Raw genomic sequence first — 21,045 nt, forward strand, 5'->3', positions numbered from 1 at the left:
CTGCCGATGTAGAACCGGTGTTCGCCCAACTCAAGCATAACCATGGTTTCAGGCGCTTCCTGCTGAAAGGGATGTCCAAAACAGAGGTCGAAATAGGGTTATGGTCTATCGCCCATAACCTCAGAAAATGGAAAGCGTAAGCTTTTAGCTCCTTTTTCCCCTGAAAAACGCTCTTAGCACCGATCAGAAACTACTTTTCTGTACAATAGGGCTGCGTTCTCTAATAAACCAATAAAAACATATTAATAAAAAAAACCGCCTCATAATTGCTTATGAGACGGCCTCTTTTTATGCAGCATTAAACTATTTTAGTTTGTTAGCGGTAACGCCCTCGTTGGTGATCTTAACAGGGTTTATCAGCCCGTTTTTATCAAAGGTCATTTTATCTATACAGGTAACGCGGTGGTTACCGTCGGTTTCGGTAAGCGGGCGGCGGTGATAAACAATATACCACTCATCCTTGCCGGGCACTTTTATAACCGAATGGTGGCCTGCTCCTGTAGCAATGGCGGCATCCTGCTTTAATACCACGCCAACTTTTTTAAACGGGCCGTTAATACTTTTGCCTACAGCATAAGCTACGCGATAATCAGGGCCGGTCCAGCCGCCTTCGCTCCACATAAAGTAATATTTACCTTTGCGGATAAACATAACAGGCCCCTCTACATATCCTTTAGGGGTGATCTCCTTAAACGCCTGGCCATTGTCTGCGAGCACAACATCCGTAAAATCGTTTTTTAGTTTGGCAATGTTGCAATGGCCCCAACCGCCGTAAATAATATAATACTGCCCATCGGTGTCTTTAAACACAAACTGATCTATCGGCTGCGCACCGTTCACAATCTTGCTGATCAGCGGTTTGCCTAAATAATCTTTAAAGGGGCCTTCGGGCTTATCAGCTACGGCAACTCCTATACCGCCATATTCCCTGTCCCGCTGAATATCGTTGGCTCCAAAAAAGAAATAATATTTGCCGCCTTTTTGCACAATTGCAGGCGCCCACATGGCGCGGTTGGCCCATTTTACGTTAGATGAATCTAATACGTTATCGTGTTTGGTCCAATTAACCAGGTCTGGCGAGGAGAAGGCATCAAAATGTACCTGTTTCTCATACTTGTCTGAATAGGTTGGGTACACCCAATATTGTTTGCCAAATATGGTTGCTTCCGGGTCGGCATACCAGCCTTTGGCTATGGGGTTACCAGATGTTTTTTTTGCTTTTTGTGCATGCGCTGCTTGTAACAACAAGGCCGGCGACAATAATAAAAACAGTACTTTCTTCATTTTTTTAATTATCTGAATAGTGCTACAAGATACCCAATTACCTCTTTAATATAAAGCCCCCATTGCGACATGGCATCAACACCGGGGATAAAATCGCCCGGGGTAAAGTGTTTGGCCGTCATATACTGGCAGGGGTACGGGATAAAGTCAATCCCGGCCTTTTTAAAGATCAGCCGGGCGCGCCTCATATGAAAAGCCGAAGTAACCAGTAAATAAGGCGGCCTTAATCCGGATGTTTGCAGCAGTTGTTTAGAATATGCCGCATTTTCGGCAGTGTTGCGGGCCTTATCATCAATCAGGATCAGGCTATCCGGTACGCCGGCTTTTATTAATTCGCTTTTTACATAAGATGCTTCCGTAAAGCCATCTGGCTTTAAATCGGCGTTGCCGCCTGTAAAAAGCACTTTTTTAACTATGCCCTTGTGGTAAAGCTTAAGGGTTTGGTTATAACGCTCAACCGTCCAGTTAAAAAATGGTACGCCTTCTTCGTCCTTAGATACAAAGCCGCCCAAAAGTATGGCTGCGGTGTAGGTTTTGTTTAATGGAGAATAGGGCGCCACATCCCACATCCGGGCAAAAACATCGGCCGTAAACTTGTTCGAAAAAAAGTAAAGCATAGCCAGTGCAATAATAATCAGCTTTTGTTTTTTTGCCGTGTTTTTTATAAAAACAGCGTAAAGCAATAGCGCCATACACCAGGTAAGCGGCATAATAAAAACCAGTAAAAGTTTAGAGAGTAAAAAATACATACGCTAAAATGTGTGCTGCAAATTAATTTTAATAATGATGGTGGATGTAACTATTTTCCTGATCTGAATATATACGACAAACTTTTTAAATGAGGTAAGCAGTAAAGCATCGGCATAAAAGGGCAACCTGTAAAGTGGTTTAGTTAAACCTTACTCCTTTTACTGCTTAAATATTTACGTATAGGTATATCATACGCTACCATTACCAGCCAGGCAATACCTAACAATAGCAGCATGCTGGTGATAATTATATATGTTAGCTGGGTTGTACCGGGCTTATGGCCGGCATAATAATTGGCAAATGACCATATTACTGCATAATGTGTCATGTAAAGCGGGTAGGAGATATTGCCCGAAAAATTGCAAAGCTTTTTTAGCCCCGGTGATAAAGCCGCCCCGGCGCCTAAGGCAATAAGCAACGGAAAATAGAATAAAACAACCAGCGGCTCGGTAAGCCAGTTCCATTTAGTGAACGGCATTAGAAAGGCCAGGGCCAGCAACAAGGCCAGGCCGGTAAACCCCAGTTTGTTTTTAATGATCCAGTTACAGCGATATATCAGCAGCCCGGCTAAAAACGAATAACTGATACGGGCAAAGCCATCCCAAAAGTTTGGCCCGCCCCAGCCGCCCATTACATTACCGGCGCGGTACGCAATAAAGCAAATTGCCCCCGCAGATAGTACGGTTAATAAAACAAGCAGACGGCGGCCAATTTTGTATAATACAAAACCATATACAATATTAGCGGCATACTCCCAAAATAACGACCACGCAGGTGCATTAAAACTAAAAAGGTTAAAAGCCCGCTCCTGCATAACAGGCAGTGGTATCATCAAAACCGAACACAAAAATATCAATGCAATTTTACCTGCGCCGTAAGCCTGGGGCACGATAGCAAACGGATCAAACAAATAGGTTAGCAAGCCCAATACCGACCCTAAAATTACCAGCGGATGCAGCCTGATCAATCTTGATTTAAAAAACTCCCACACACCCATTTTGCCGATACGATCATCATAGGCGTAGCCAATTACAAAACCCGACAGGCAAAAGAAAAAATCAACCGCTAAAAAACCATGCGCAATAAAGTTCTGGCTGTAATCGGTGTAAACCATTTCGGTAAAGTGGAAGGCAACAACCGCTATTGCAGCAATGCCTCTTAAGCCGTCAAGAATTTCGAAATGCTGCTTACTTTTTAATATGCCGGTATTTAATGTTTCCATAGGCGATGCGATTGCCAAAAATATCATTTAAACATTTGTTTGCAGCACCTGCTTATTTAAACTTAATGTTAAAGGCTTGATTTTTGCAATATTCCAGATACATAAAAACCATTTTACAATAACAATATTAACTGTTTATATGAATACAACAGCAAATACGATATTGATAACAGGCGGCACATCGGGTATAGGCCTTGCCTTTGCCGAAGCGTTTTTAAAGGAAGGTAATAAAGTAATTATTACCGGCCGCCGCGAAGATAAACTAAAGGAGATCAAAGAAAAGCTGCCGCAAATCATTACCAAAACATCTGATGTTACAGATGCTGCACAGCGCGCCGAATTATTTAACTGGATAAATGAAAACCATACAGATACAAATATCCTGATAAACAATGCAGGCGTTCAGTTTATAACAGATCTGAAAAAGGGGATAGACACGGATAAATTAAAAACCGAAGTTGACACCAACCTAATTGCGCCTATTCATCTGGCTTCATTATTTATTCCGCATTTAAAAAGTAAGCCCAATGCAGCCATTATCAATATCACATCCGGTTTAGCATTTGTGCCAATTGCCATGATGGCCGTTTACTGCGCTACCAAGGCTGCTATGCATTCTTTAACTTTATCATTACGTTATCAGCTTAAAGATACGGATATAAAGGTATTTGCGATAGCACCGCCGGCTGTAGACACCGAACTTGGGCACGACAGGCGCGAAGACAAAACACAGTCGCACGGGGGCATACCGGTTAATGAGTTTATTGCAGGTGCTATGGCGGCTATTAAAAACGATGAATACGATGCCGCAATAGGCATGGCGGCCGGGTTGCGCGCAAAACGCGAAACCCTGTTTGAACAGATCAATAGTGGTTTCCCGGGATAAGAGTAGCCGTTGATATGGTATAAATACATTATAAGTGCTTTAACAAGCACAGGGGAGGATCCTCACGGATCACATTAGCAGATCCAATGCATTTTAGGCGGCCCGGTTTAAAAGCTTAATATTATTGTAAGGTTGTAAAGTAAATGCAACCTTACGATAATTGTTCCGTTAAACCAATTCCCCTGCCGCAGATATTATCATGACCGAGCCGACACTTTCTACACCTGCCGATACGATTAACCTTGAACTTTTTTTTGAGCTATCGCCGGATATGCTTTGCATTGCGGGTTATGATGGTTATTTCAAAAAAATCAATCCTGCAGTTTCACAGGTTTTGGGCTATACTAACGACGAACTTTTTGCCAGGCCTATCAATGATTTTATACACCCGGAAGACCAGGCAATAACCGAAAAGCACCGCAATAATCTAAAAAGGCATATTCCCTTATTAAACTACGAGAACCGCTACATTTGTAAAAACGGCGAGGTGGTTTGGCTTTCGTGGACATCGATGCCTAACGATGCTTCTGAAACGGTTTATGCCATTGCCAAAAACATCACCCATAAAAAGAAGCTGGAGGCTGATCGTAATAGCCTGATTACTAAGCTTACCAGTATCAATAATGATCTTAAGCAGCTTACCTACACCACATCGCATGACTTGCGGTCGCCGGTAAATAATTTGCTGACCGTTTTTACCCTGCTGGATACCTCTAAAATTCAGGATACCGAAACCCTGGAGTTTATAGGCATATTAAAAGATGCCGCCGACAGCCTTAAATATACACTGAATAGCTATGTAGATGTTTTAAGTGAAAAAAACGGCTTGATCGTAAAAACCGAAGAGATACATTTAAACGATTGCCTTAACAGTGTAGCACATTCTTTAAGCGCATTGATCCAAAGCTCGCATACCACTATCAATGCCGATTTTAATGATTTGCCCAATATAACCTTTAACCGTACATACTTAGAAAGTATATTTCTTAACCTCATTACCAACGCTATAAAATATGCCCGGCCTGGTGTTGCACCTATAATTACCATACAATCAGCTATTGTAAATGCTGCCAAACAGATCACCTTTATTGATGAAGGCAGTGGTTTTGATATGGAAAAAGTAAAGCACAAGGTTTTTGGCCTTAACCAAAAGTTTCATAATTACAGCGATAGTAAAGGTATAGGGCTTTACCTGGTTTATAACCACATAACCAGTATGGGCGGGCAAATAAGCCTGGATAGCAAGCCAAACCAGGGCGCTGTATTTACAATTACCTTTAAGGATTAATTAGGGGCCCGAACGCAATTCACATAAAATATTAAGAAGTGTTTAAAGTAATTTTAATTAATTGATTATCAAGATAATTATCGGCATAACTATTGCGTTTTAATCTTTCATAAAAACACTGCCCAAATGAAAGCGCTGCGAACTAAAAAGCTAAACCACGCTATTACCGCCAGGGTAATAGCCCTGCACGGACAAGGTTATACCGACGATTTTTTACCAGCTAAAGATCAAACCTTTATGTGCCTGCAAAACAGCGAGAACTTTGCCCTGCCCGATCTCCAGATCCAAATGATAGGCCAGGGGTTTGACCAGCTGACCAACACTTACAAGTACATCCACACAATAGAAACCATAACCGGCTCTAAAGGATTGCTGATCAGCGATTTTATCTGCACCCAGCCATTCGCTGTTAATTAACATACCCGCTAAAGCGTTATGCTAAAGGTATTGAGTATATTAGCCGGATATACCTTTACTTGTAATGATCTGTTTAAAACCTTATGCTTTGCTGGTGCCTTTATGGCTGTTTGTAATAAATGCATCGGCACAAACCCAAAGCAACACTTTGTACACCGCCGGCCATGCCAGCGCCTTTATAGGTGGCTTGTATGATGCCGTTTACCCTTACACCAATGTATTAAAGCATGGCAACTTTGGCCTTGGCGCACCCGATAAACTCGATGGTGAGATCCTCATCCTTGACAGTAAGATATACCAGACCCAGGCCACCGGCAAAACTTTTGAAGTTAAAAGAACCGAACTTACCCCCTTTACGGTGGTCAACTTTTTTAAGGCCCAAAAAACGGCAAAAACCACCCTTAAATTACCAAAAAACCACCTGTTTAAGTACCTCGATAGCATCCTGACCAACAAAAACGGAATTTATGCCATCAAGATCACCGGCAGCTTCGGTTTGATCAAAACCCGGGCGTTCCCGCCGGTTGCCAGGCCTTATGTGCCACTTGCTGATATGCTGCCATTACAGCATTTTTTTACTTTTAACAATATCCGGGGTACGCTGGTTGGCTACCGCATCCCGGCGTTTATGGACGGGCCGAACATTACCGGTTACCACTTCCATTTTTTAAGCGACGATAAAAAAGCCGGCGGCCACATCATTGAACTTTTAACAGATAATATCACCATCGGGATAGATGAGATGGATAGCTTTTTGGTTGATATCCCCCAGACAGAAGAATTCAATAATTTTGATTTTAAGAAGGATCGCCGCGAAGAAGTTAAACGGGTAGAGAACGGTAAAAAAGAATAATTTTTAGAATAACCGCCCATGGCCGCCACTCCGCAAAAAGCACCATCAGCATTAATGGTTATTGTAGCGTTTGCTACGGTATATATTGTTTGGGGCTCCACCTACTTTTTCATTCAACTGGCTATACAGGGCATCCCGGCTATGCTAATGGGCGCCATGCGCTATATTGCCGCAGGGCTGATCGTGCTGGCCTGGTGTGCTTTAAAAGGCGATAAGATCTGGGTGAAACGCGATGTGATCAATGCCGCTATAGTTGGCCTGATTTTACTTGCTGTGGGTAACGGCGTTGTAATATGGGTAGAGCAGGTATTGCCCAGCGCTATGGTTGCCATTATGGTATCTGCTAACCCCATATGGTTTGTTGTATTGGATAAGCGTAACCGGAAGGCAAACTTAGCCAGCACCGCTACCATTGCGGGTTTAATAATAGGTTTTGCAGGCGTAATACTGCTTTTTGGCGAACAGGTGGTAATAGCGCTGGGTAACACGGTAGACGAAGCCAAGATATGGGGTGTGGGTTTATTAGTACTTGGCCCTATAGCCTGGTCGGCGGGATCGTTGTACGCCAAATACAAGGGCAGCAGCAGCCCGGCAGGTGTAACTACGGGCTGGCAGATGCTTATTGCAGGGATTGCATTTTTACCCGCCGCAGCATTGCATCACGAGTTTAAAGGGTTTGATATTACCCGGGTGCCCACCCAATCGTGGCTGGCGGTATTGTACCTTATCTTTTTTGGCTCTATAGCGGCCTTTACAGCCTATGTATGGTTATTACAAATAAGGCCGGCCACGCAGGTAAGCACACACTCCTATATAAACCCAGTAATAGCTGTATTACTGGGCGTAGTGTTCGCACATGAGCACATCTCGTGGCTGCAAATAGCGGGCCTGGTAATTATCCTGTTAAGCGTACTGCTGATAAACATGGCCAAATACCGCCAGGATGCCCATAATAAAAAATTGGCAGCAGCAAATAGCGCATCTGCCTCAGAGGCGGTGTAAAAACCTGCTTTCACGGCTTTACATCCTCGAACTTTTACCGATAGTAAGGTACAATACCGACCCCAGGAATGACGCGAACAGGATAACCAGTACCGTTCCATAATGGTCAAGGTTTAATGAGCATATCTTTGATCCCCAATATGTAGGCTTTCGGCTTACGCAAGCAGAATGTTTGCCTGTTTAAGGTTGATTTATAAACCTTGGTCGGTTGTGTAAAAAATACTGGCTAAGTATTTAACCGAAACAATATTCTCGGGAAAGGGCTTTTGGCTTCGGTTGCTAAATCGTTATTTTAAAGTTAATTTCCTTATAATAAATAACTCGGTTACCGCCGTAAGGCAATAACCATATTATATGTTATTGCTCAAAAACAGATTCCGACGAAAAATTCGGCCATGTAGCAGGTAAGTAGTTTGGATCTGGCAGGTCCAGTTCATAAATATTGCCTATTTGTTTTTGATCGGTTATCAGCATTACCAATTTACCATTTAAATCAATAGGCTCTGTTCTGGGTTCATATTTTTTAGACATCATCCCATGCAGGTTAAATGCTACAACTACCATTGGTTGCGGCTTTTCAAATTCTTTTTTTATTATTACGTCATCATAATTTTTTGTCGTATCGGGTTCGCCGTCGTACTTTGCAATGTAACCGGTTAAAGATACTTTTACACGGCCAATTATAACATCTGTTTTGAGTTTAATACGTTTTTTACCGTTGTTTCTTTTAATGATGGCCGTAAATGTTTGATTAGGATACCAGCCTCCCATATACAGGTAAATATATTCTTTCCTTATATCAAAATTAAGCACCGGCATAATAACTGTAACCTTTCTACCTACGTAAGCAGAAAGATTTTTAAAACCTACGGTGTCCTGTGCGGAAGCTTTAATTGTAAGGTTACTAAATAATAAAAATATAAGCAGGGGTTTCATTTTGGTGTTTAATTAATTCCCGTTTTCAAAGTTTTTCTTTTCAAAAGCTATGCGATCCACCCAAAAATCTATACCGTCCTTGCCTGCACCTTCCGGATCTATCCGTATAAATTCCGGTAGAATTTCATGTATCTGTTCATTATGGTTTTCCATAGCATAAGTAAGGCATTCTAATAATTTGGAGAACGATGAAAATAAAATTTCACTAAGGCCTGCCGGGTCGCCACCATATTCATGGTCATATAAACGAATGGGATATTCGTTATCTGCTTTATCTTCCCGTGCATCAAAAACAAAAAAACCTATATCATTATCATCCGTTGCAAATGGATATAATTTTTTAGCAATTAAGTCCTTAGAAAGATCATTATCGAGGTTGTCAATAATATCCTGTAATGGTTGTGTTGGAGAAGAATGAGGCATATATGCAACTGGACTGTGGCAATTTAGAAAAAAATACATTTTGTGCCACTCTATAAAACTTTTGGGAAATTTGATTTGAAATTTGTGTTCAACATTATCATAATCTTTACAGGATAGAGTACCTTTTATCGGCTTCCACCTATAATAACCCTCACTATCAACATCAGAATCTATCATTTCCATAGGTGAGTCTTTGGTATAGCCGGCAAATAAGGGTTCATTAGTTTTAAAAAAAGCATCGAATTTTTTTTTTATTAGATATTCCATATCTTAAATTAATTATTTTGAAAACTTCTTGATGTTGATTTTTAATTAATTCCCATTTTCAAAGTTTTCCTTTCAAAAGTTATGCGGTCCAGCCAAAAATCAATTCCGTCTTTGCCTGCGCCTTGTGGGTCTATCCTTATAATTGGGCCAGTTTTTCATACATAGGCTCATTTTTATTTTCCATAGCATAAATAAGGCATTCTAATAATTTGGAGAACGATGAAAATAAAATTTCACTTAGGCCTTCCAGGTTGCCGCTATATTCATGGTCATATAAACGGATGTTATGAAATTATTATCTATTCAATTCCAAGCATTACTTTATAATAATCTTCATACTCTTCCCCACCAGCATGTAATGCTGCCAGATATGCAACCTTTTTTGAGTTTTCAATAAATATCTTTTCTGAGTATTTAGTTAACATTTTTGTTTTTGAAAATTTCATGATTTCATATAAAGCATCAAGAAATTTCTCTGCATTTTCAGCACATGCGAGTACTATTCTATCACCATAAGCATCATATGAAAAAATTTTACCGTTATCTTTATTAATTATCAGGCGATCGTAAATGTCAAAGCCAAAATATAAATATTCGTTGTCTTGTTGATAATCTGCGTCAAATGTGATATCATGAACGCGAAATGACGTAACATCATAATTAGAAATCAGATTTACAATTTCATTTTCATACATTTTGTCGGAAATCTTTTTCACATTGAATTCCGCAATATATTGTTCCTTAGATTCTTCCGATATTTCTACGTTTTGAAAATCCTCCGTATTGGGCTTTAACATAGATACTTTTTTGACAAACTCATTTGCGTTCATAATATTTATTCCGTTAAATACCTTGAAAATTTCTTGTTGTGGATTTTTTATTGATTCCCGTTTTCAAAGTTTTTCTTTTCAAAAACTATGCGATCCAGCCAAAAATCTATACCGTCCTTGCCTGCACCTTCCGGATCTATCCGTATAAATTCCGGTAGAATTTCATGTATCTGTTCATTATGGTTTTCCATAGCATAAGTAAGGCATTCTAATAATTTGGAGAACGATGAAAATAAAATTTCACTAAGGCCTTCCAGGTCGCCACCATATTCATGGTCATATAAACGAATGGGATATTCGTTATCTGCTTTATCTTCCCGTGCATCAAAAACAAAAAAACCTATATCATTATCATCCGTTGCAAACGGATACAATTTTTGAGCAATCAACTCCTCAGAAAGATCATTATCGAGGTTGTCAATAATATCCTGTAACGGCTGTGTTGGAGAAGAATTAGGCAGATATACAACTGGACTGCTTCCACTAAGAAAGAAATAGCTCTTATGCCATTTTATAAAACTTTCGGGAAATTTAATTTTGAATTTCTTTTCAATCTTTCGATAATCGTCATGATTTAAAGTACCGTCAATAGGCTTCCATCTATAATAGCCTTCATTATCAACTGATGAAACCATCATTTCTTTGGGTGTATGTTGAGTATATCCAGCAAATAAGGGGGCATTACGTTTAAAATAGGTGTCAAAAAACTTTTTTATTATATTATCCATACGCTTAGTTAATAATTGTTAAAACTTCTTGCCGTTGATTTTTTATTAATCACATCTATATCTTCAGTAAAGGTGCCAAGTTTAAGTACGCCCATATATTTTCCTTCATCATCATCCCAGATGTAATCAGCATACACATCATAAGTAACTACAGCTCTTATCACTTTACCCGCACTGTTTTTATAAGGCGTTGTTTGAGTTATCATGTAATAATCGCCGGTAAAAGGCTGTTTATATATTTTACCAATCTCGTTATTAGCCCCGAACCAGTTTACCCAAGCGTCTGGATTACCTGTTTGTATATCTGTTAAAAAAGAGAATACCTGCATAACATTAACAAAAGAGTTAAGGGTACCTTTAATACGCAATATTTTACCTTTAACCCTAAATTCATGTAAAATGCTTGTCCATTTTTGATGCACTTTTGCAGGTATAGCATAAGCGATGTATCCTTGTTCATCATGATGGTGAACCAATTGGCCAAATTTATAGGCCTTGTGTGTAGGGTTGTATTTTAACCACTGGTCGTCCGCATTAATATCTTTAAAATTTTTATTAGCAATATAGGTCCGATTTTTTTCACTAAACATTTCTGGTCGCTTTTTTAATAACTGTTCCCAAAAATATTTGGCATTTCTAGGTGCCAACTTTACAGTTCGGGATTCGGCGGGAGCTGGTGTCATATCAATAGGTGTCCCGTTTTTATAATATGCTTCGGGGATAGGGTCGGTGTTTTTAAGACCTTGCTGCTGCAATTCAGTGCCAATCGAGCCTAATACGTCTTCATAAGTGAACCATTCGGATGGGTACCCGTTAATAATGCTACTTGGCCTATAACTAGCAGCCCCACTACCAAGATAAGCAGAAGGGGTTCCAAACCCCATCCCTGCAAAATAGATATTACTTACAGTATTAAGCGTGTTGGAATTGGGTGCACTTGTACCTACAACGTACTCAAAGCCAACCTGAAAAGGACCGATGCTAAAATCAGGGCTAAAATAATGTACAATTTTACCATCTGGATTTGTTATATCTGTTAACTGCCCTAAATATTCAACGCCGTTTACTATAGTTACACCGTTATAAGGATCGGTGTACTTTATACCCTGGGTATCAAGATAATTTAAAAGATCATCAAGCTACCGTCGGGTACCACCGCGTTAGAGCCATTAAGGCCAAAAATGGGTGTTTTTGGAGGCGACACCGGTGGTGGTGTCGTGGGGCAAGGCACAGGCGTAGGTGTGGGCGTGGTGCCGCCTCCGGTGCCGGGTGCCGGCATGCTTTGTATCACCAGTTTACCGTTCTTTACCACCTCCGTCATGTCAACCGTATTTGGCTTTGCCGGGATACAGGGTGGTACCGGCGGCACACCTCCGCCGCTGCCATCACCACCATAGCCGCCGCTGCCCCCACTGCCGCCGTCTCCGTCGCCATGGCAGTTGCCAGATTCAACACTGCCCAAATAATGATAAACGCAGTCTATCAGTTCGCCGCTCGGCAGTTTCTGGCAATTGTAACTGTAAAAATCGGTAATGGTACATGGCGCAACTACATTGTTAACGCCTTTGCTGTTTATCCGCACGCCGCCTGTTGTTTCGTTAAATGATACGCTGCCCGTTCGCACACCGTTCACATAGCGCTCTCCGTTCACAAACTGCCTGTCCAGCGTGTAATAAAATATCATCCCGTTAAATAAGCCCGGTATGTTCCTGTAATGCAGCTCATCTATCACCGTCTCACTGCCGGGGATGCTCAGGTCTTCTATCACCTTGGCAAAAAAGCTTAAACGGCTGCCATCTTTTTTTTCTATAAATACTACCGTTGTTTTGTTACGGTATTTTCCGTCGAGCTGTTTTAAAGTGTAAAGCCCGCTATCATTCTTCATCTCAAATTCGGCCACAATACTGCTGTCGTTTCTTTTTTGCAGCGTGTAGCTGTTCCAGTCAACCTCAATTGAATTGATCAGGTCATTATACCATTTACCGGTACTTTGGGTGGCTTTACTATGGGCTTTTACCCCGTTGGCATATAGCTCTTTCAGCTGCGGGATATGGGCATCGATAGTAGTTAAGGCCTGCGGGTTGGCTGTTTGGTTAACATGGTCCTTTCGGCAGCCGTTAAAAATAATAACAAAACAAAAAATTGCAGCGAAGTAAAACAACCTGATGGTAATAACAGGCTTAAAAAGATGTTTCATGTGATAGGTTTTCAGTAAAAAATTACATCGCTAAGTTAACCTGCACGAAACAAATAAACAACAGTAAACAAAAAAACTATTTTTACATCCTCGAACTTTTACCGATAGTAAGGTACAATACCGACCCCAGGAATGGCGCGAACAGGATAACCAGTACCCAGATCACCTTTGTTGCAGAATTGTTGAAGGTTGCCCTTACGGCATCCAGCAAACTAAATATGATGAGGGCAAAGTAAAGTATCACCAGGAAAATGATTACGAAGGTGCCGGTATTGTTTGCACTGAGGATTAAAAGGTTTTGCATCGCAGGTGGTATTTGTTTAAGATAGATCCGGTTCATCTAAACAAAAAGCATTCCATATACAGGCAAAGCAGATGATGTGCTGTAAAGCTTATGAAATTTTTGAATTTTGGCCGATAGAAAGGTAAATTACCGACCCGATGAATGGTGCGAATAAAATAACCAGCACCCATATCAGTTTGCTGATACTGTCTTTAAATTCCGACCGCAGCACGTTAACCAGGCAATAGGCTACCAACGCAAAATAGATCAGCGGGGATCACTAACAAAATGATTTTTGGTGCACCAAGTCCGCTCATATTAAGGATAGGTTTATACTTTGCTTAAATATAGTGTTTTTTTGATTAATTATTTAATGCTTCTGCGCTGTACGATATAATAACCCGCCACAAAAACTACCACCGCTACTATCAGGCTTACATAAACCTCGTGGGTATAAATATTAATTTCCAGGTGGTTGGCAGGGCCTTTATTGTTTTTGATCATGCTCCTTACAGCGCCCATCGGGTGTGCATAAGGGAAAAGGTAGCTGTACTCCCAGTTATTGCTGGCCAGTATAACGCCGGTAATGGTAGCCACAAAGCCCAGGCCCATCGGCTTCAAAAAATCTGCCCATAAAAGGCTTAATAAAAATTGGATGGACAGGATTCCCAGGGCCGATAAAAACAGCTTGTAATAAACCTGCACCAGCTCCAGCTCCATGTGGTATTCGCCAAATTTAAGTTCGGGCTTTAAGGCACCCAGTAAGTTGCCAAAGGCTATATTAAATATTACAAAAAGGGCCAGGCATAAAAACAGTAAAAACAGGGCATAAAAATACTTGGCGCCATAAACTGCCCAGCGCGACAGGGGCAGGCTGAACAGGGTTTTCCAGGTATCGGCCTTATGCTCTACATTGTTTACCGAGTAGGCCACAAATATGGTATAAATAGGCAACAGTAACGACCCCATGCTGCCCAGGCTTATCATACTCAACTGCACCCACAGCATCATAGGCGGGGTATTTACAAACTTATCGCTTTTAGTATAAACAGCAACAAAGGCCAGCAGGCTGATGAGTACCGGCAGAATAATAGCACCCCAAAAGCCAAGCGTTTTGCGGGTTTTGTAAAACTCAGACCGGAATGATAGTATAAATCCCTTCATGATGATGGTTTAGTTGCGGTTGGTGGTGATATCTAAAAATAGGCGTTCCAGGTCCTTATGCTGTTTGTTGATGCCGAACACCGTGATGCCGTTTTGCACCAGCAGGGCGTTCATTTCGCTTATTTGCTGTTTAGATGTAAAGGGGATAAGCAGGTGGTCGTTCGCTATCTCGCTTACCTCTAAGTTATGGCGTTTTAACAGGTTGGCAGCATCAACCGTATTGTCGGTTTCTATGTAAACCTGCGGCTGGTTAATGTTCTGCAGATCGCCAATGGTTCCCTGGAACATCATTTTACCATGGTTGATGATCCCCACGTGGGTAGCCATCTTCTCTACCTCGGATAGCAGGTGGCTGGATACAAATACCGTTTTCCCTTCTTTAACAATGCGCAGCATCAGCTCGCGTATCTCGATGATGCCGTTTGGGTCGAGCCCGTTGGTAGGCTCATCCAGTATCAACAGCTTGGGGTCGTTAAGCAGGGCAAGGGCAATCCCCAGGCGTTGCTTCATCCCCAGCGAATACTGGCCTGCCTTTTTGCCGGCCGCAGCGGTTAGCTGCACCAGTTTAAGCATATCATCCACACGCTGTTCTTTCACCTGCAAAAGCATGGCGCGGTTCATCAGGTTCTCTTTACCGGTAAGGTGGTGGTATATGGCAGGCTGCTCTATCAGCGAGCCTATCTGTTTTAAAATGCCGATACGGTTGCTGTTCAGCTCTTTATCAAAAATATGAATGCTGCCTTCGCCTGTTTTTAACAGGTTAAGCAGCATTTTGATGGTGGTGGTTTTGCCGGCGCCATTAGGCCCCAAAAAACCATAGATGCTGCCGGCGGGCACTTCCAGCGACAGTGATTTTACCACCTGCTGATCGCCGAAGCTGAATGATAAGCCGTTGGTTTGGATTACCATATCTTGTCTGTAGCAATGGTGGCCACTGTTTTAATAACGGTTATACCCTTAATAAATAATGATGTAGCCTGCACTGCCGAATTTTGGGCAGTATATTGTTTCTTTTGTTCAAACTGGTAGCTTACGCCCATGATGATGGCAAATACTACAGGGGCCAGTAATAAGATAAATGGATTGGAGTTTGAAACTAACTTTTTCATTTTTGTGATTGTTTGATGAAACAAAGAAACACCAAACAACCAAGCCGCTAAAACTATTTAGACCAACAGCCAGCATTTGTAGATGAACAGGCATAAAGCAGGCTTAACCCGTTCGTCGGGGTTTAAAGCCCGTTCATCGAAATATAGCTGTACTAAGTATAATTACACAAGTAAATACATATCTAAATACTACTTTAGATGCTGATAATTAGGAAAGGTTTAAATGAAAAAAGGCTGGCAAATATCCTGTCATATCCTCATCTGGCTGGGCTTCATCGTTTTTTTTGCCTCGCTTGCGCGCTTTAGCGGCAAAATGTCTGTACAGGCAGTGCTGGTGGTTTTTGTATTGTACGGTTTTATCAACATCAGCCTATTTTACCTTAACTACCTGGTGCTCATCCCGCGTTTTTTAGATAAAAAAAAATATAAGTTATACGCACTAAGCATACTGGCGGCGCTTGTGGGCTTTGGGCTGCTGAAATATGGGTGCGGGCTTATTTTTAAGCGCGAGATACTTATGCATACCAAAGGCACGCAGGAAACCGCTTTTTTAAAGTATTTTACCAATACGGTTATCATCTCTACCATATTTTTATTTTTAAGTGCCGTTTTAAAGTTTACGGTAGACTGGTTTTTGAACGAGCGGGTGCAGCGCGACCTGGAGAACCAGCGCTTATCGGCCGAGTTATCCTTCCTTAAATCGCAGATAAACCCGCACTTTTTATTCAATTCCTTAAACAGTATTTATTCGCTGGCCTACCAAAAATCGGATACCACGCCCGAGGCGATCCTGAAGCTATCCGAAATTATGCGCTACATGCTTTACGAGTGTAACGATAATAAGGTGGACCTGGATAAGGAGCTGCAGTACCTGCAAAACTATATCGACCTGCAAAAGATCCGTTTTGGCAACCACGCCTTTATTAATTTTGAGGTGAACGGCGCGGTTACCAACCAGCAGATAGTGCCCCTGCTGCTGATATCTTTTATAGAAAATGCCTTTAAACACGGCATTGCCAATGATGCGGCAGCACCCATTACCATGCGCATTAACGTGGATGACGGGCATCTTTCCTTTTTTATCCGGAATAAAAAGCATACACATAACCGCGATGCATCCGGCGGGATAGGCCTGGCCAACGTACGCCGGCGGCTAAACCTGTTATACCCCGGTAAATATAATTTAGATATTCGCGACGAAGCGGATACGTACACTTGTCAATTATCCTTAGTTTTATAGCCATGATCAGATGCCTTGTTGTTGACGATGAGCCTTTGGCGCTTAACATACTGGAAGATTATATCTCCAAAATACCTTTTTTGCAATTGGTAAAAGCCACAACCAACCCTATTGAAGCCCTTACCCTGGTGCAGGCCGGCGGCATAGAACTGGTTTTTTTGGATGTGCAGATGCCCGAGCTTACCGGCATCCAGTTCCTGAAAATAGCCAACGGTAAAGCTAAAGTGATATTAACCACCGCCTACCCGCAATACGCACTGGAAGGGTACGAGCTGGATGTGGTTGATTACCTGTTAAAACCTATCGCTTTCGACAGGTTCTTTAAATCGGTACAAAAGGCGCAGGGCATTATACAGCCTGCATCAAAACCCGCTTCGCCCGCCCCCGAGCCTGTACAGCAGGATGATTTTATGAGCGATTTTATTTTTGTGAAAACCGAGCATAAAATACAAAAGGTTTACCTGCACGACATCTTGTTTATAGAGGGCCTGAAAGATTACATATCCATTTTTACCCCTGCCGAGCGCATTATTACCCTGCAGGGCATGAAAAAGATGGAGGATGCACTACCGCCCAGGCATTTTATCAGGGTGCATAAATCTTACATCGTATCTATCAATAAAATAGACAGTATAGATCGCAGTCGTATTTTTATAGGCGACAAAGTGATACCGGTAGGGGATACCTACCGGGAGGATTTCTTTAAGATCGTAGACGGCAAAAATATATAGTGTAACCAGTTACTTTGCTTTTTTGGCAATGGCCGCCTTGGTGCGCTTTTCGCGCTTGGCCTTCATTTTAAGGTTAAGCATCTCTACCAGGATAGAGAACGCCATAGCAAAATAGATATACCCTTTAGGGATATGCTGCTCAAAGGCCTCGGCCAATAACGATACGCCGATCAACAGCAGGAACGATAGGGCCAGCATTTTAACCGTTGGGTGGGTGTTTACAAATTTTGCCACACTGCCTGATGCCCACATCATTATCCCTACGGCAATTACAACTGCCGCTATCATGATCTCTACGTGCTGGGCCATACCTACCGCCGTGATCACCGAATCTAAAGAGAACACAATATCCAGCAGCATGATCTGGAAGATGGTGCCCCAAAAAGAATGCGGTTTAACGTTTTCGGCATCATCCTCATCGCCTTCAATTTTATGGTGGATCTCGGCCGTGCTTTTATAGATGAGGAACAACCCTCCGATGATGAGGATCAGGTCGCGGCCTGATATGGCCAATTTCTTTACCCATTCCGGGTCGGTAGCGCCAACCAGGCCGGCAATATTAAACAGGGGTGCGGTTAGCTTCATTACCCAGGTAATGGTAAGCAACAGCAGGATGCGGGTGATCATGGCCATGCCTAAACCAACCTTACGACCGCGTTCCTGCTGGTTTTTTGGCAATTTATCTGATAGGATAGAAATGAATATCACATTATCTATCCCCAAAACAATCTCTAAAACGGTTAACGTGATCAGTGATACCCACGCTTCCGGGTCGGTTAAAATTTCCATACCAAGTGTAAATGTATGGCCTAAAAATAGCAAAACCCCTGCCGTTTACAGCAAGGGTTTTACAATTATGCCGGGGGCAATAGTTTTTAGTAGAATTTAATCTCTGTAAACTTACCATTTATCACAACGGTGGTATCATTTGTACCTTTTCCGGAATTTCCTTTATATGTTTTTGTTGATGACCATCCCCTGTCGTCATCGCTTGGGGTTTTAGAAGTCAGCTTAATTTTATCCGTATTATAATTAAAACTTCCAAATTTGGTAGTTACATCAAAGTTATAATTTGGCGCTTCTTTAAAATCCAGGTTTACACTGGTGTTAGCTGCGTTTATATTAATGTTTTTTGTATTGCTGTCTATGGCTTTAATATTTAAGCCATTTCCAAATTTAATGCTTACATCAGCAGAGGTTTTGAGGCGTGCTATATTTACATCAGAAAAACTAAACGCTGCATTAACTCCTGATACAACGCCTGCATTTAATTTACCATAGCTTATTTTAAGCCTGCCACCGTTAAGCGTAGCGATTTGAGATGTGCCTTCTTGTGTATACCTAATTTGAATATCATTATCGGCATTAGATAACGCGTGTGCTAGTAAGTTTCCAAAACTCAAATTTATAGTGGTTTTACCTTTAAAGTCTGGCAAGTAAACATTCCCAAATTTGTTGCTGATATTAACCGCATTACCTGCAGGCATGTAAACCGCATAGTTAATTTCCATATTGTTATTGCCGTTGATACCATTATTATGGGCCAAATTAGTTTTAAACGACACTACCGAACCTACTTTACTATCAATAATACTTGAGCCATTGATCATATTATTTACATAATCCTCATCATCGGCGCTAAACTTCATCTGCACATCAACCTTAAACTCATTTTTTGCCCAGGTGTTAACTACTATTTTGCCAAAGCTGTTACTTATCTGCAACACATCATTTGCATCAACACTGTAGCTTTTACTGTAGTTTTTTACTTTTTCGGTTATTTCGCCGCTGGCCAGTTTTTTCTTATACTCGTCGGTATTAAAGTTGTTATTATAGTTTTCGCCTTTAAAAGCATCGGCCATATCGGGCGCCATGTTTTGGAAACTGCCGGCAAAGTTTTTACCAAAATCTTTAAAACTCTCGTTAAATGTTTTGTCGAATCCTTTAAAACTCTCGTTAAATGTCTTGTCGAAATCTTTAAAGGCTAAGGCCATATCCTTGTTGGCATTAAAGCTTTTGCTTTTCATCTGCTTTTGCAGCTTACGCATCTTAACTTTAAGATCGGCCATTTGCTTATTAAACTCCCTGGTGTTTACTTTAGGTACGGTAACCATAGGCGGCATGGGTGGCATAGGCGGCATTACAGCGGTTTCCTGTGCAAAACAGGTAGCGCTAATAGCCATTACTGCAATAACAGTAAGCAGGCCTTGTTTAAATATCTTTTTCATTTTGATGATCCTTTTTACTTTGATTAAATTGTTCAATAACACTCAATTGTTGGTTAAGCACCTCGGTTTGTATCTGCAAGTTCCGGATCATTGCACGTAAAACACGCTCCTGGTTGGGGCTGGTTGCTAAATCTTTATTCAGTTTTTTATAGCTGGCATCCATTTTGGCAAGGTCTGCATTAAACTCGTTATAAAGCTGCGGATCAAACTTGGCCACCAGTTTTAGCCTGGTGCGCTGGTTTTCTATTACCGATGCATAATGCACCTGTTGTTTGGCGTAAGCGGGATTAATATCGGCCAGGTTTACGCCGCCGTTTGTGGCAGTTTTTTGGCTGTTTAAATAAAACCCGAAGCCTAGGCCCATCACTACAATAACAGATGCTGCTACCTTCAGCACAAAGCCTAATGAAAATGTTTTTGCCTCGCGCTTTTGCGGCTGTTGTTTTTGCTTGTTATCCCAGCTATCCAATTCCAGTGCAATATTATTCCAGATATCAGCGTGTGGTTCCAGGTCGTCAAATTCCGCCCTGTTGCTTTTCATAAAATCTTCTAACCGCTTGCTCATTTTTTTATTCCTTTCCTTATTAATATATCGCTCAGTTTTCTTTTGGCCCTTAAAAACTGTGTTCTTGATGTGTTTTCGCTGATGTTTAAAACCTGGCCTATCTCTTCGTGGTCGTAACCCTCCAACAGGTATAACGATAATACTACGCGGTAACCTTCGGGCAGCTCTTTCATTGCCTCTTTAATTTGGGCTACCTGGTATTGTACATCCTCATCATCCCAGGGCTCTTCGTCAGGCACGTTATCCAGCTGGCCGTCCCCCAGTTCTACAAACTCCAGTTTCCTTTTGCGCAAAAGGTTGATGGAGCGGTGCACTACTATTTGTTTAAGCCACAGGCCAAAGGTTGTTTCCTGCCTAAAATCTTTCAGCTTGTTAAAAGCATCGGTGAAAGATTCCTGCAAAACATCTTCTGCCTCGGCAATATTGCCCACTATCCTAAAGGCGACGTTCAGCATCGCTTTAGCATATAGCTTATATAACTCATAGCAGGCTTTTTTGCTGCCCTGCTTACACTCAGCCACCAGGCTATAATGTTTATCTACGAATACGGCTTCCAAATTCTGACAGGTTTCAGGTTAAATGACGCAGGGCGTTTAACAACGTTGCACAATGGGAATAAAAAAGATCAGAATTTACAGAATT

26 protein-coding genes are annotated in these 21,045 nt (G+C 41.6%); 8 read left to right on the forward strand and 18 right to left on the reverse strand.

The features are described 5' to 3' along the window. Positions 1 to 140: transposase (locus E2R65_RS19740; RefSeq protein WP_192901928.1), on the forward strand; the 140-nt coding region annotated here is incomplete at its 5' end. Between the two features lie 163 nt (positions 141 to 303). Here the strand turns inward: E2R65_RS19740 and E2R65_RS18405 are convergent. From E2R65_RS18405 to E2R65_RS18415, 3 genes are all read right to left on the reverse strand, one after another. Beyond that, positions 304 to 1,284: a glycoside hydrolase family 43 protein gene (locus E2R65_RS18405; RefSeq protein WP_134337969.1), complete on the reverse strand. Its 981-nt coding sequence runs from the start codon at positions 1,282 to 1,284 to the stop codon at positions 304 to 306. Positions 1,285 to 1,292: 8 nt separating this feature from the next. Continuing rightward, on the reverse strand, positions 1,293 to 2,033 hold the full coding sequence (locus E2R65_RS18410; RefSeq protein ID WP_134337970.1) for a YdcF family protein: 741 nt from the start codon (positions 2,031 to 2,033) through the stop codon (positions 1,293 to 1,295). Between the two features lie 143 nt (positions 2,034 to 2,176). Next, positions 2,177 to 3,283, reverse strand: coding sequence for an acyltransferase family protein (locus E2R65_RS18415; RefSeq protein ID WP_229704697.1), 1,107 nt, complete (start codon positions 3,281 to 3,283; stop codon positions 2,177 to 2,179). Between the two features lie 112 nt (positions 3,284 to 3,395). On the opposite strand from E2R65_RS18415, the gene E2R65_RS18420 reads away from it, so the two are divergent. The 5 genes from E2R65_RS18420 (at position 3,396) to E2R65_RS18440 (ending at position 7,702) form a co-directional block, all read left to right on the forward strand. After that, positions 3,396 to 4,142, forward strand: a complete 747-nt coding sequence (locus E2R65_RS18420; protein ID WP_134337971.1) for an SDR family oxidoreductase — start codon at positions 3,396 to 3,398, stop codon at positions 4,140 to 4,142. Positions 4,143 to 4,341: 199 nt separating this feature from the next. Continuing rightward, positions 4,342 to 5,430, forward strand: a complete 1,089-nt coding sequence (locus E2R65_RS18425) for a PAS domain-containing sensor histidine kinase (protein ID WP_134337972.1) — start codon at positions 4,342 to 4,344, stop codon at positions 5,428 to 5,430. A 126-nt stretch (positions 5,431 to 5,556) separates the two neighbouring features. Continuing rightward, positions 5,557 to 5,847, forward strand: coding sequence for a hypothetical protein (locus E2R65_RS18430; protein WP_134337973.1), 291 nt, complete (start codon positions 5,557 to 5,559; stop codon positions 5,845 to 5,847). A gap of 64 nt (positions 5,848 to 5,911) precedes the next feature. Further along, positions 5,912 to 6,700 (forward strand): acetolactate decarboxylase, encoded by a 789-nt coding sequence (gene budA / locus E2R65_RS18435; RefSeq protein WP_134337974.1) that lies wholly within the window; start codon positions 5,912 to 5,914, stop codon positions 6,698 to 6,700. An 18-nt stretch (positions 6,701 to 6,718) separates the two neighbouring features. After that, on the forward strand, positions 6,719 to 7,702 hold the full coding sequence (locus tag E2R65_RS18440) for an EamA family transporter (protein WP_204986334.1): 984 nt from the start codon (positions 6,719 to 6,721) through the stop codon (positions 7,700 to 7,702). A 357-nt stretch (positions 7,703 to 8,059) separates the two neighbouring features. On the opposite strand, the gene E2R65_RS18445 is transcribed toward E2R65_RS18440, so the two are convergent. From E2R65_RS18445 to E2R65_RS18495, 11 genes are all read right to left on the reverse strand, one after another. Next, on the reverse strand, positions 8,060 to 8,638 hold the full coding sequence (locus tag E2R65_RS18445; protein WP_134337975.1) for a hypothetical protein: 579 nt from the start codon (positions 8,636 to 8,638) through the stop codon (positions 8,060 to 8,062). Between the two features lie 12 nt (positions 8,639 to 8,650). Continuing rightward, positions 8,651 to 9,328, reverse strand: coding sequence for an SMI1/KNR4 family protein (locus E2R65_RS18450; RefSeq protein WP_134337976.1), 678 nt, complete (start codon positions 9,326 to 9,328; stop codon positions 8,651 to 8,653). Positions 9,329 to 9,627: 299 nt separating this feature from the next. Then, entirely contained in the window at positions 9,628 to 10,158 is a 531-nt protein-coding gene (locus tag E2R65_RS18455; RefSeq protein ID WP_134337977.1) for a hypothetical protein, read from the reverse strand. Between the two features lie 47 nt (positions 10,159 to 10,205). After that, positions 10,206 to 10,886 (reverse strand): SMI1/KNR4 family protein, encoded by a 681-nt coding sequence (locus E2R65_RS18460; RefSeq protein WP_134337978.1) that lies wholly within the window; start codon positions 10,884 to 10,886, stop codon positions 10,206 to 10,208. Between the two features lie 8 nt (positions 10,887 to 10,894). Beyond that, entirely contained in the window at positions 10,895 to 11,770 is an 876-nt protein-coding gene (locus tag E2R65_RS18465; protein WP_134337979.1) for a hypothetical protein, read from the reverse strand. Positions 11,771 to 12,009: 239 nt separating this feature from the next. Beyond that, entirely contained in the window at positions 12,010 to 13,083 is a 1,074-nt protein-coding gene (locus E2R65_RS18470) for a hypothetical protein (protein ID WP_134337980.1), read from the reverse strand. An 82-nt stretch (positions 13,084 to 13,165) separates the two neighbouring features. After that, the gene (locus tag E2R65_RS18475; RefSeq protein ID WP_134337981.1) at positions 13,166 to 13,387 is read right to left on the reverse strand and encodes a PLDc N-terminal domain-containing protein; all 222 of its coding nucleotides are present in this window, start codon (positions 13,385 to 13,387) and stop codon (positions 13,166 to 13,168) included. Positions 13,388 to 13,475: 88 nt separating this feature from the next. Continuing rightward, the gene (locus E2R65_RS18480) at positions 13,476 to 13,622 is read right to left on the reverse strand and encodes a PLDc N-terminal domain-containing protein (RefSeq protein ID WP_158285297.1); all 147 of its coding nucleotides are present in this window, start codon (positions 13,620 to 13,622) and stop codon (positions 13,476 to 13,478) included. Between the two features lie 110 nt (positions 13,623 to 13,732). Further along, entirely contained in the window at positions 13,733 to 14,530 is a 798-nt protein-coding gene (locus tag E2R65_RS18485; protein WP_221229893.1) for an ABC transporter permease, read from the reverse strand. Between the two features lie 9 nt (positions 14,531 to 14,539). Then, positions 14,540 to 15,439 (reverse strand): ABC transporter ATP-binding protein, encoded by a 900-nt coding sequence (locus E2R65_RS18490; RefSeq protein ID WP_134337984.1) that lies wholly within the window; start codon positions 15,437 to 15,439, stop codon positions 14,540 to 14,542. After that, positions 15,433 to 15,639, reverse strand: coding sequence for a hypothetical protein (locus tag E2R65_RS18495; protein WP_134337985.1), 207 nt, complete (start codon positions 15,637 to 15,639; stop codon positions 15,433 to 15,435). Before E2R65_RS18495 ends, E2R65_RS18490 begins: the two co-directional genes overlap by 7 nt. Positions 15,640 to 15,862: 223 nt before the next feature. Here E2R65_RS18495 and E2R65_RS18500 point away from each other — a divergent pair, with 223 nt between their 5' ends. Beyond that, positions 15,863 to 16,879, forward strand: a complete 1,017-nt coding sequence (locus E2R65_RS18500; RefSeq protein ID WP_134337986.1) for a sensor histidine kinase — start codon at positions 15,863 to 15,865, stop codon at positions 16,877 to 16,879. A 2-nt stretch (positions 16,880 to 16,881) separates the two neighbouring features. Further along, positions 16,882 to 17,610, forward strand: a complete 729-nt coding sequence (locus E2R65_RS18505) for a LytR/AlgR family response regulator transcription factor (RefSeq protein WP_134337987.1) — start codon at positions 16,882 to 16,884, stop codon at positions 17,608 to 17,610. Between the two features lie 9 nt (positions 17,611 to 17,619). Here the strand turns inward: E2R65_RS18505 and E2R65_RS18510 are convergent, their stop codons facing one another. The 4 genes from E2R65_RS18510 to E2R65_RS18525 form a co-directional block, all read right to left on the reverse strand. Next, positions 17,620 to 18,399 carry a TerC family protein gene (locus E2R65_RS18510; RefSeq protein ID WP_134337988.1) on the reverse strand — a complete coding sequence of 260 codons (780 nt, stop codon included), beginning with the start codon at positions 18,397 to 18,399 and terminating at the stop codon, positions 17,620 to 17,622. An 86-nt stretch (positions 18,400 to 18,485) separates the two neighbouring features. Beyond that, positions 18,486 to 19,838 carry a hypothetical protein gene (locus E2R65_RS18515; protein ID WP_134337989.1) on the reverse strand — a complete coding sequence of 451 codons (1,353 nt, stop codon included), beginning with the start codon at positions 19,836 to 19,838 and terminating at the stop codon, positions 18,486 to 18,488. Beyond that, positions 19,822 to 20,403, reverse strand: a complete 582-nt coding sequence (locus tag E2R65_RS18520; protein WP_134337990.1) for a hypothetical protein — start codon at positions 20,401 to 20,403, stop codon at positions 19,822 to 19,824. Before E2R65_RS18520 ends, E2R65_RS18515 begins: the two co-directional genes overlap by 17 nt. Then, positions 20,400 to 20,960 carry an RNA polymerase sigma factor gene (locus tag E2R65_RS18525; protein ID WP_134337991.1) on the reverse strand — a complete coding sequence of 187 codons (561 nt, stop codon included), beginning with the start codon at positions 20,958 to 20,960 and terminating at the stop codon, positions 20,400 to 20,402. The genes E2R65_RS18520 and E2R65_RS18525 overlap by 4 nt, the downstream gene beginning before the upstream one ends. Positions 20,961 to 21,045 lie beyond the last annotated feature (85 nt).

It is taken from the genome of Mucilaginibacter phyllosphaerae (assembly GCF_004378255.1).
Taxonomy (GTDB): Bacteria; Bacteroidota; Bacteroidia; order Sphingobacteriales; family Sphingobacteriaceae; genus Mucilaginibacter; species Mucilaginibacter phyllosphaerae.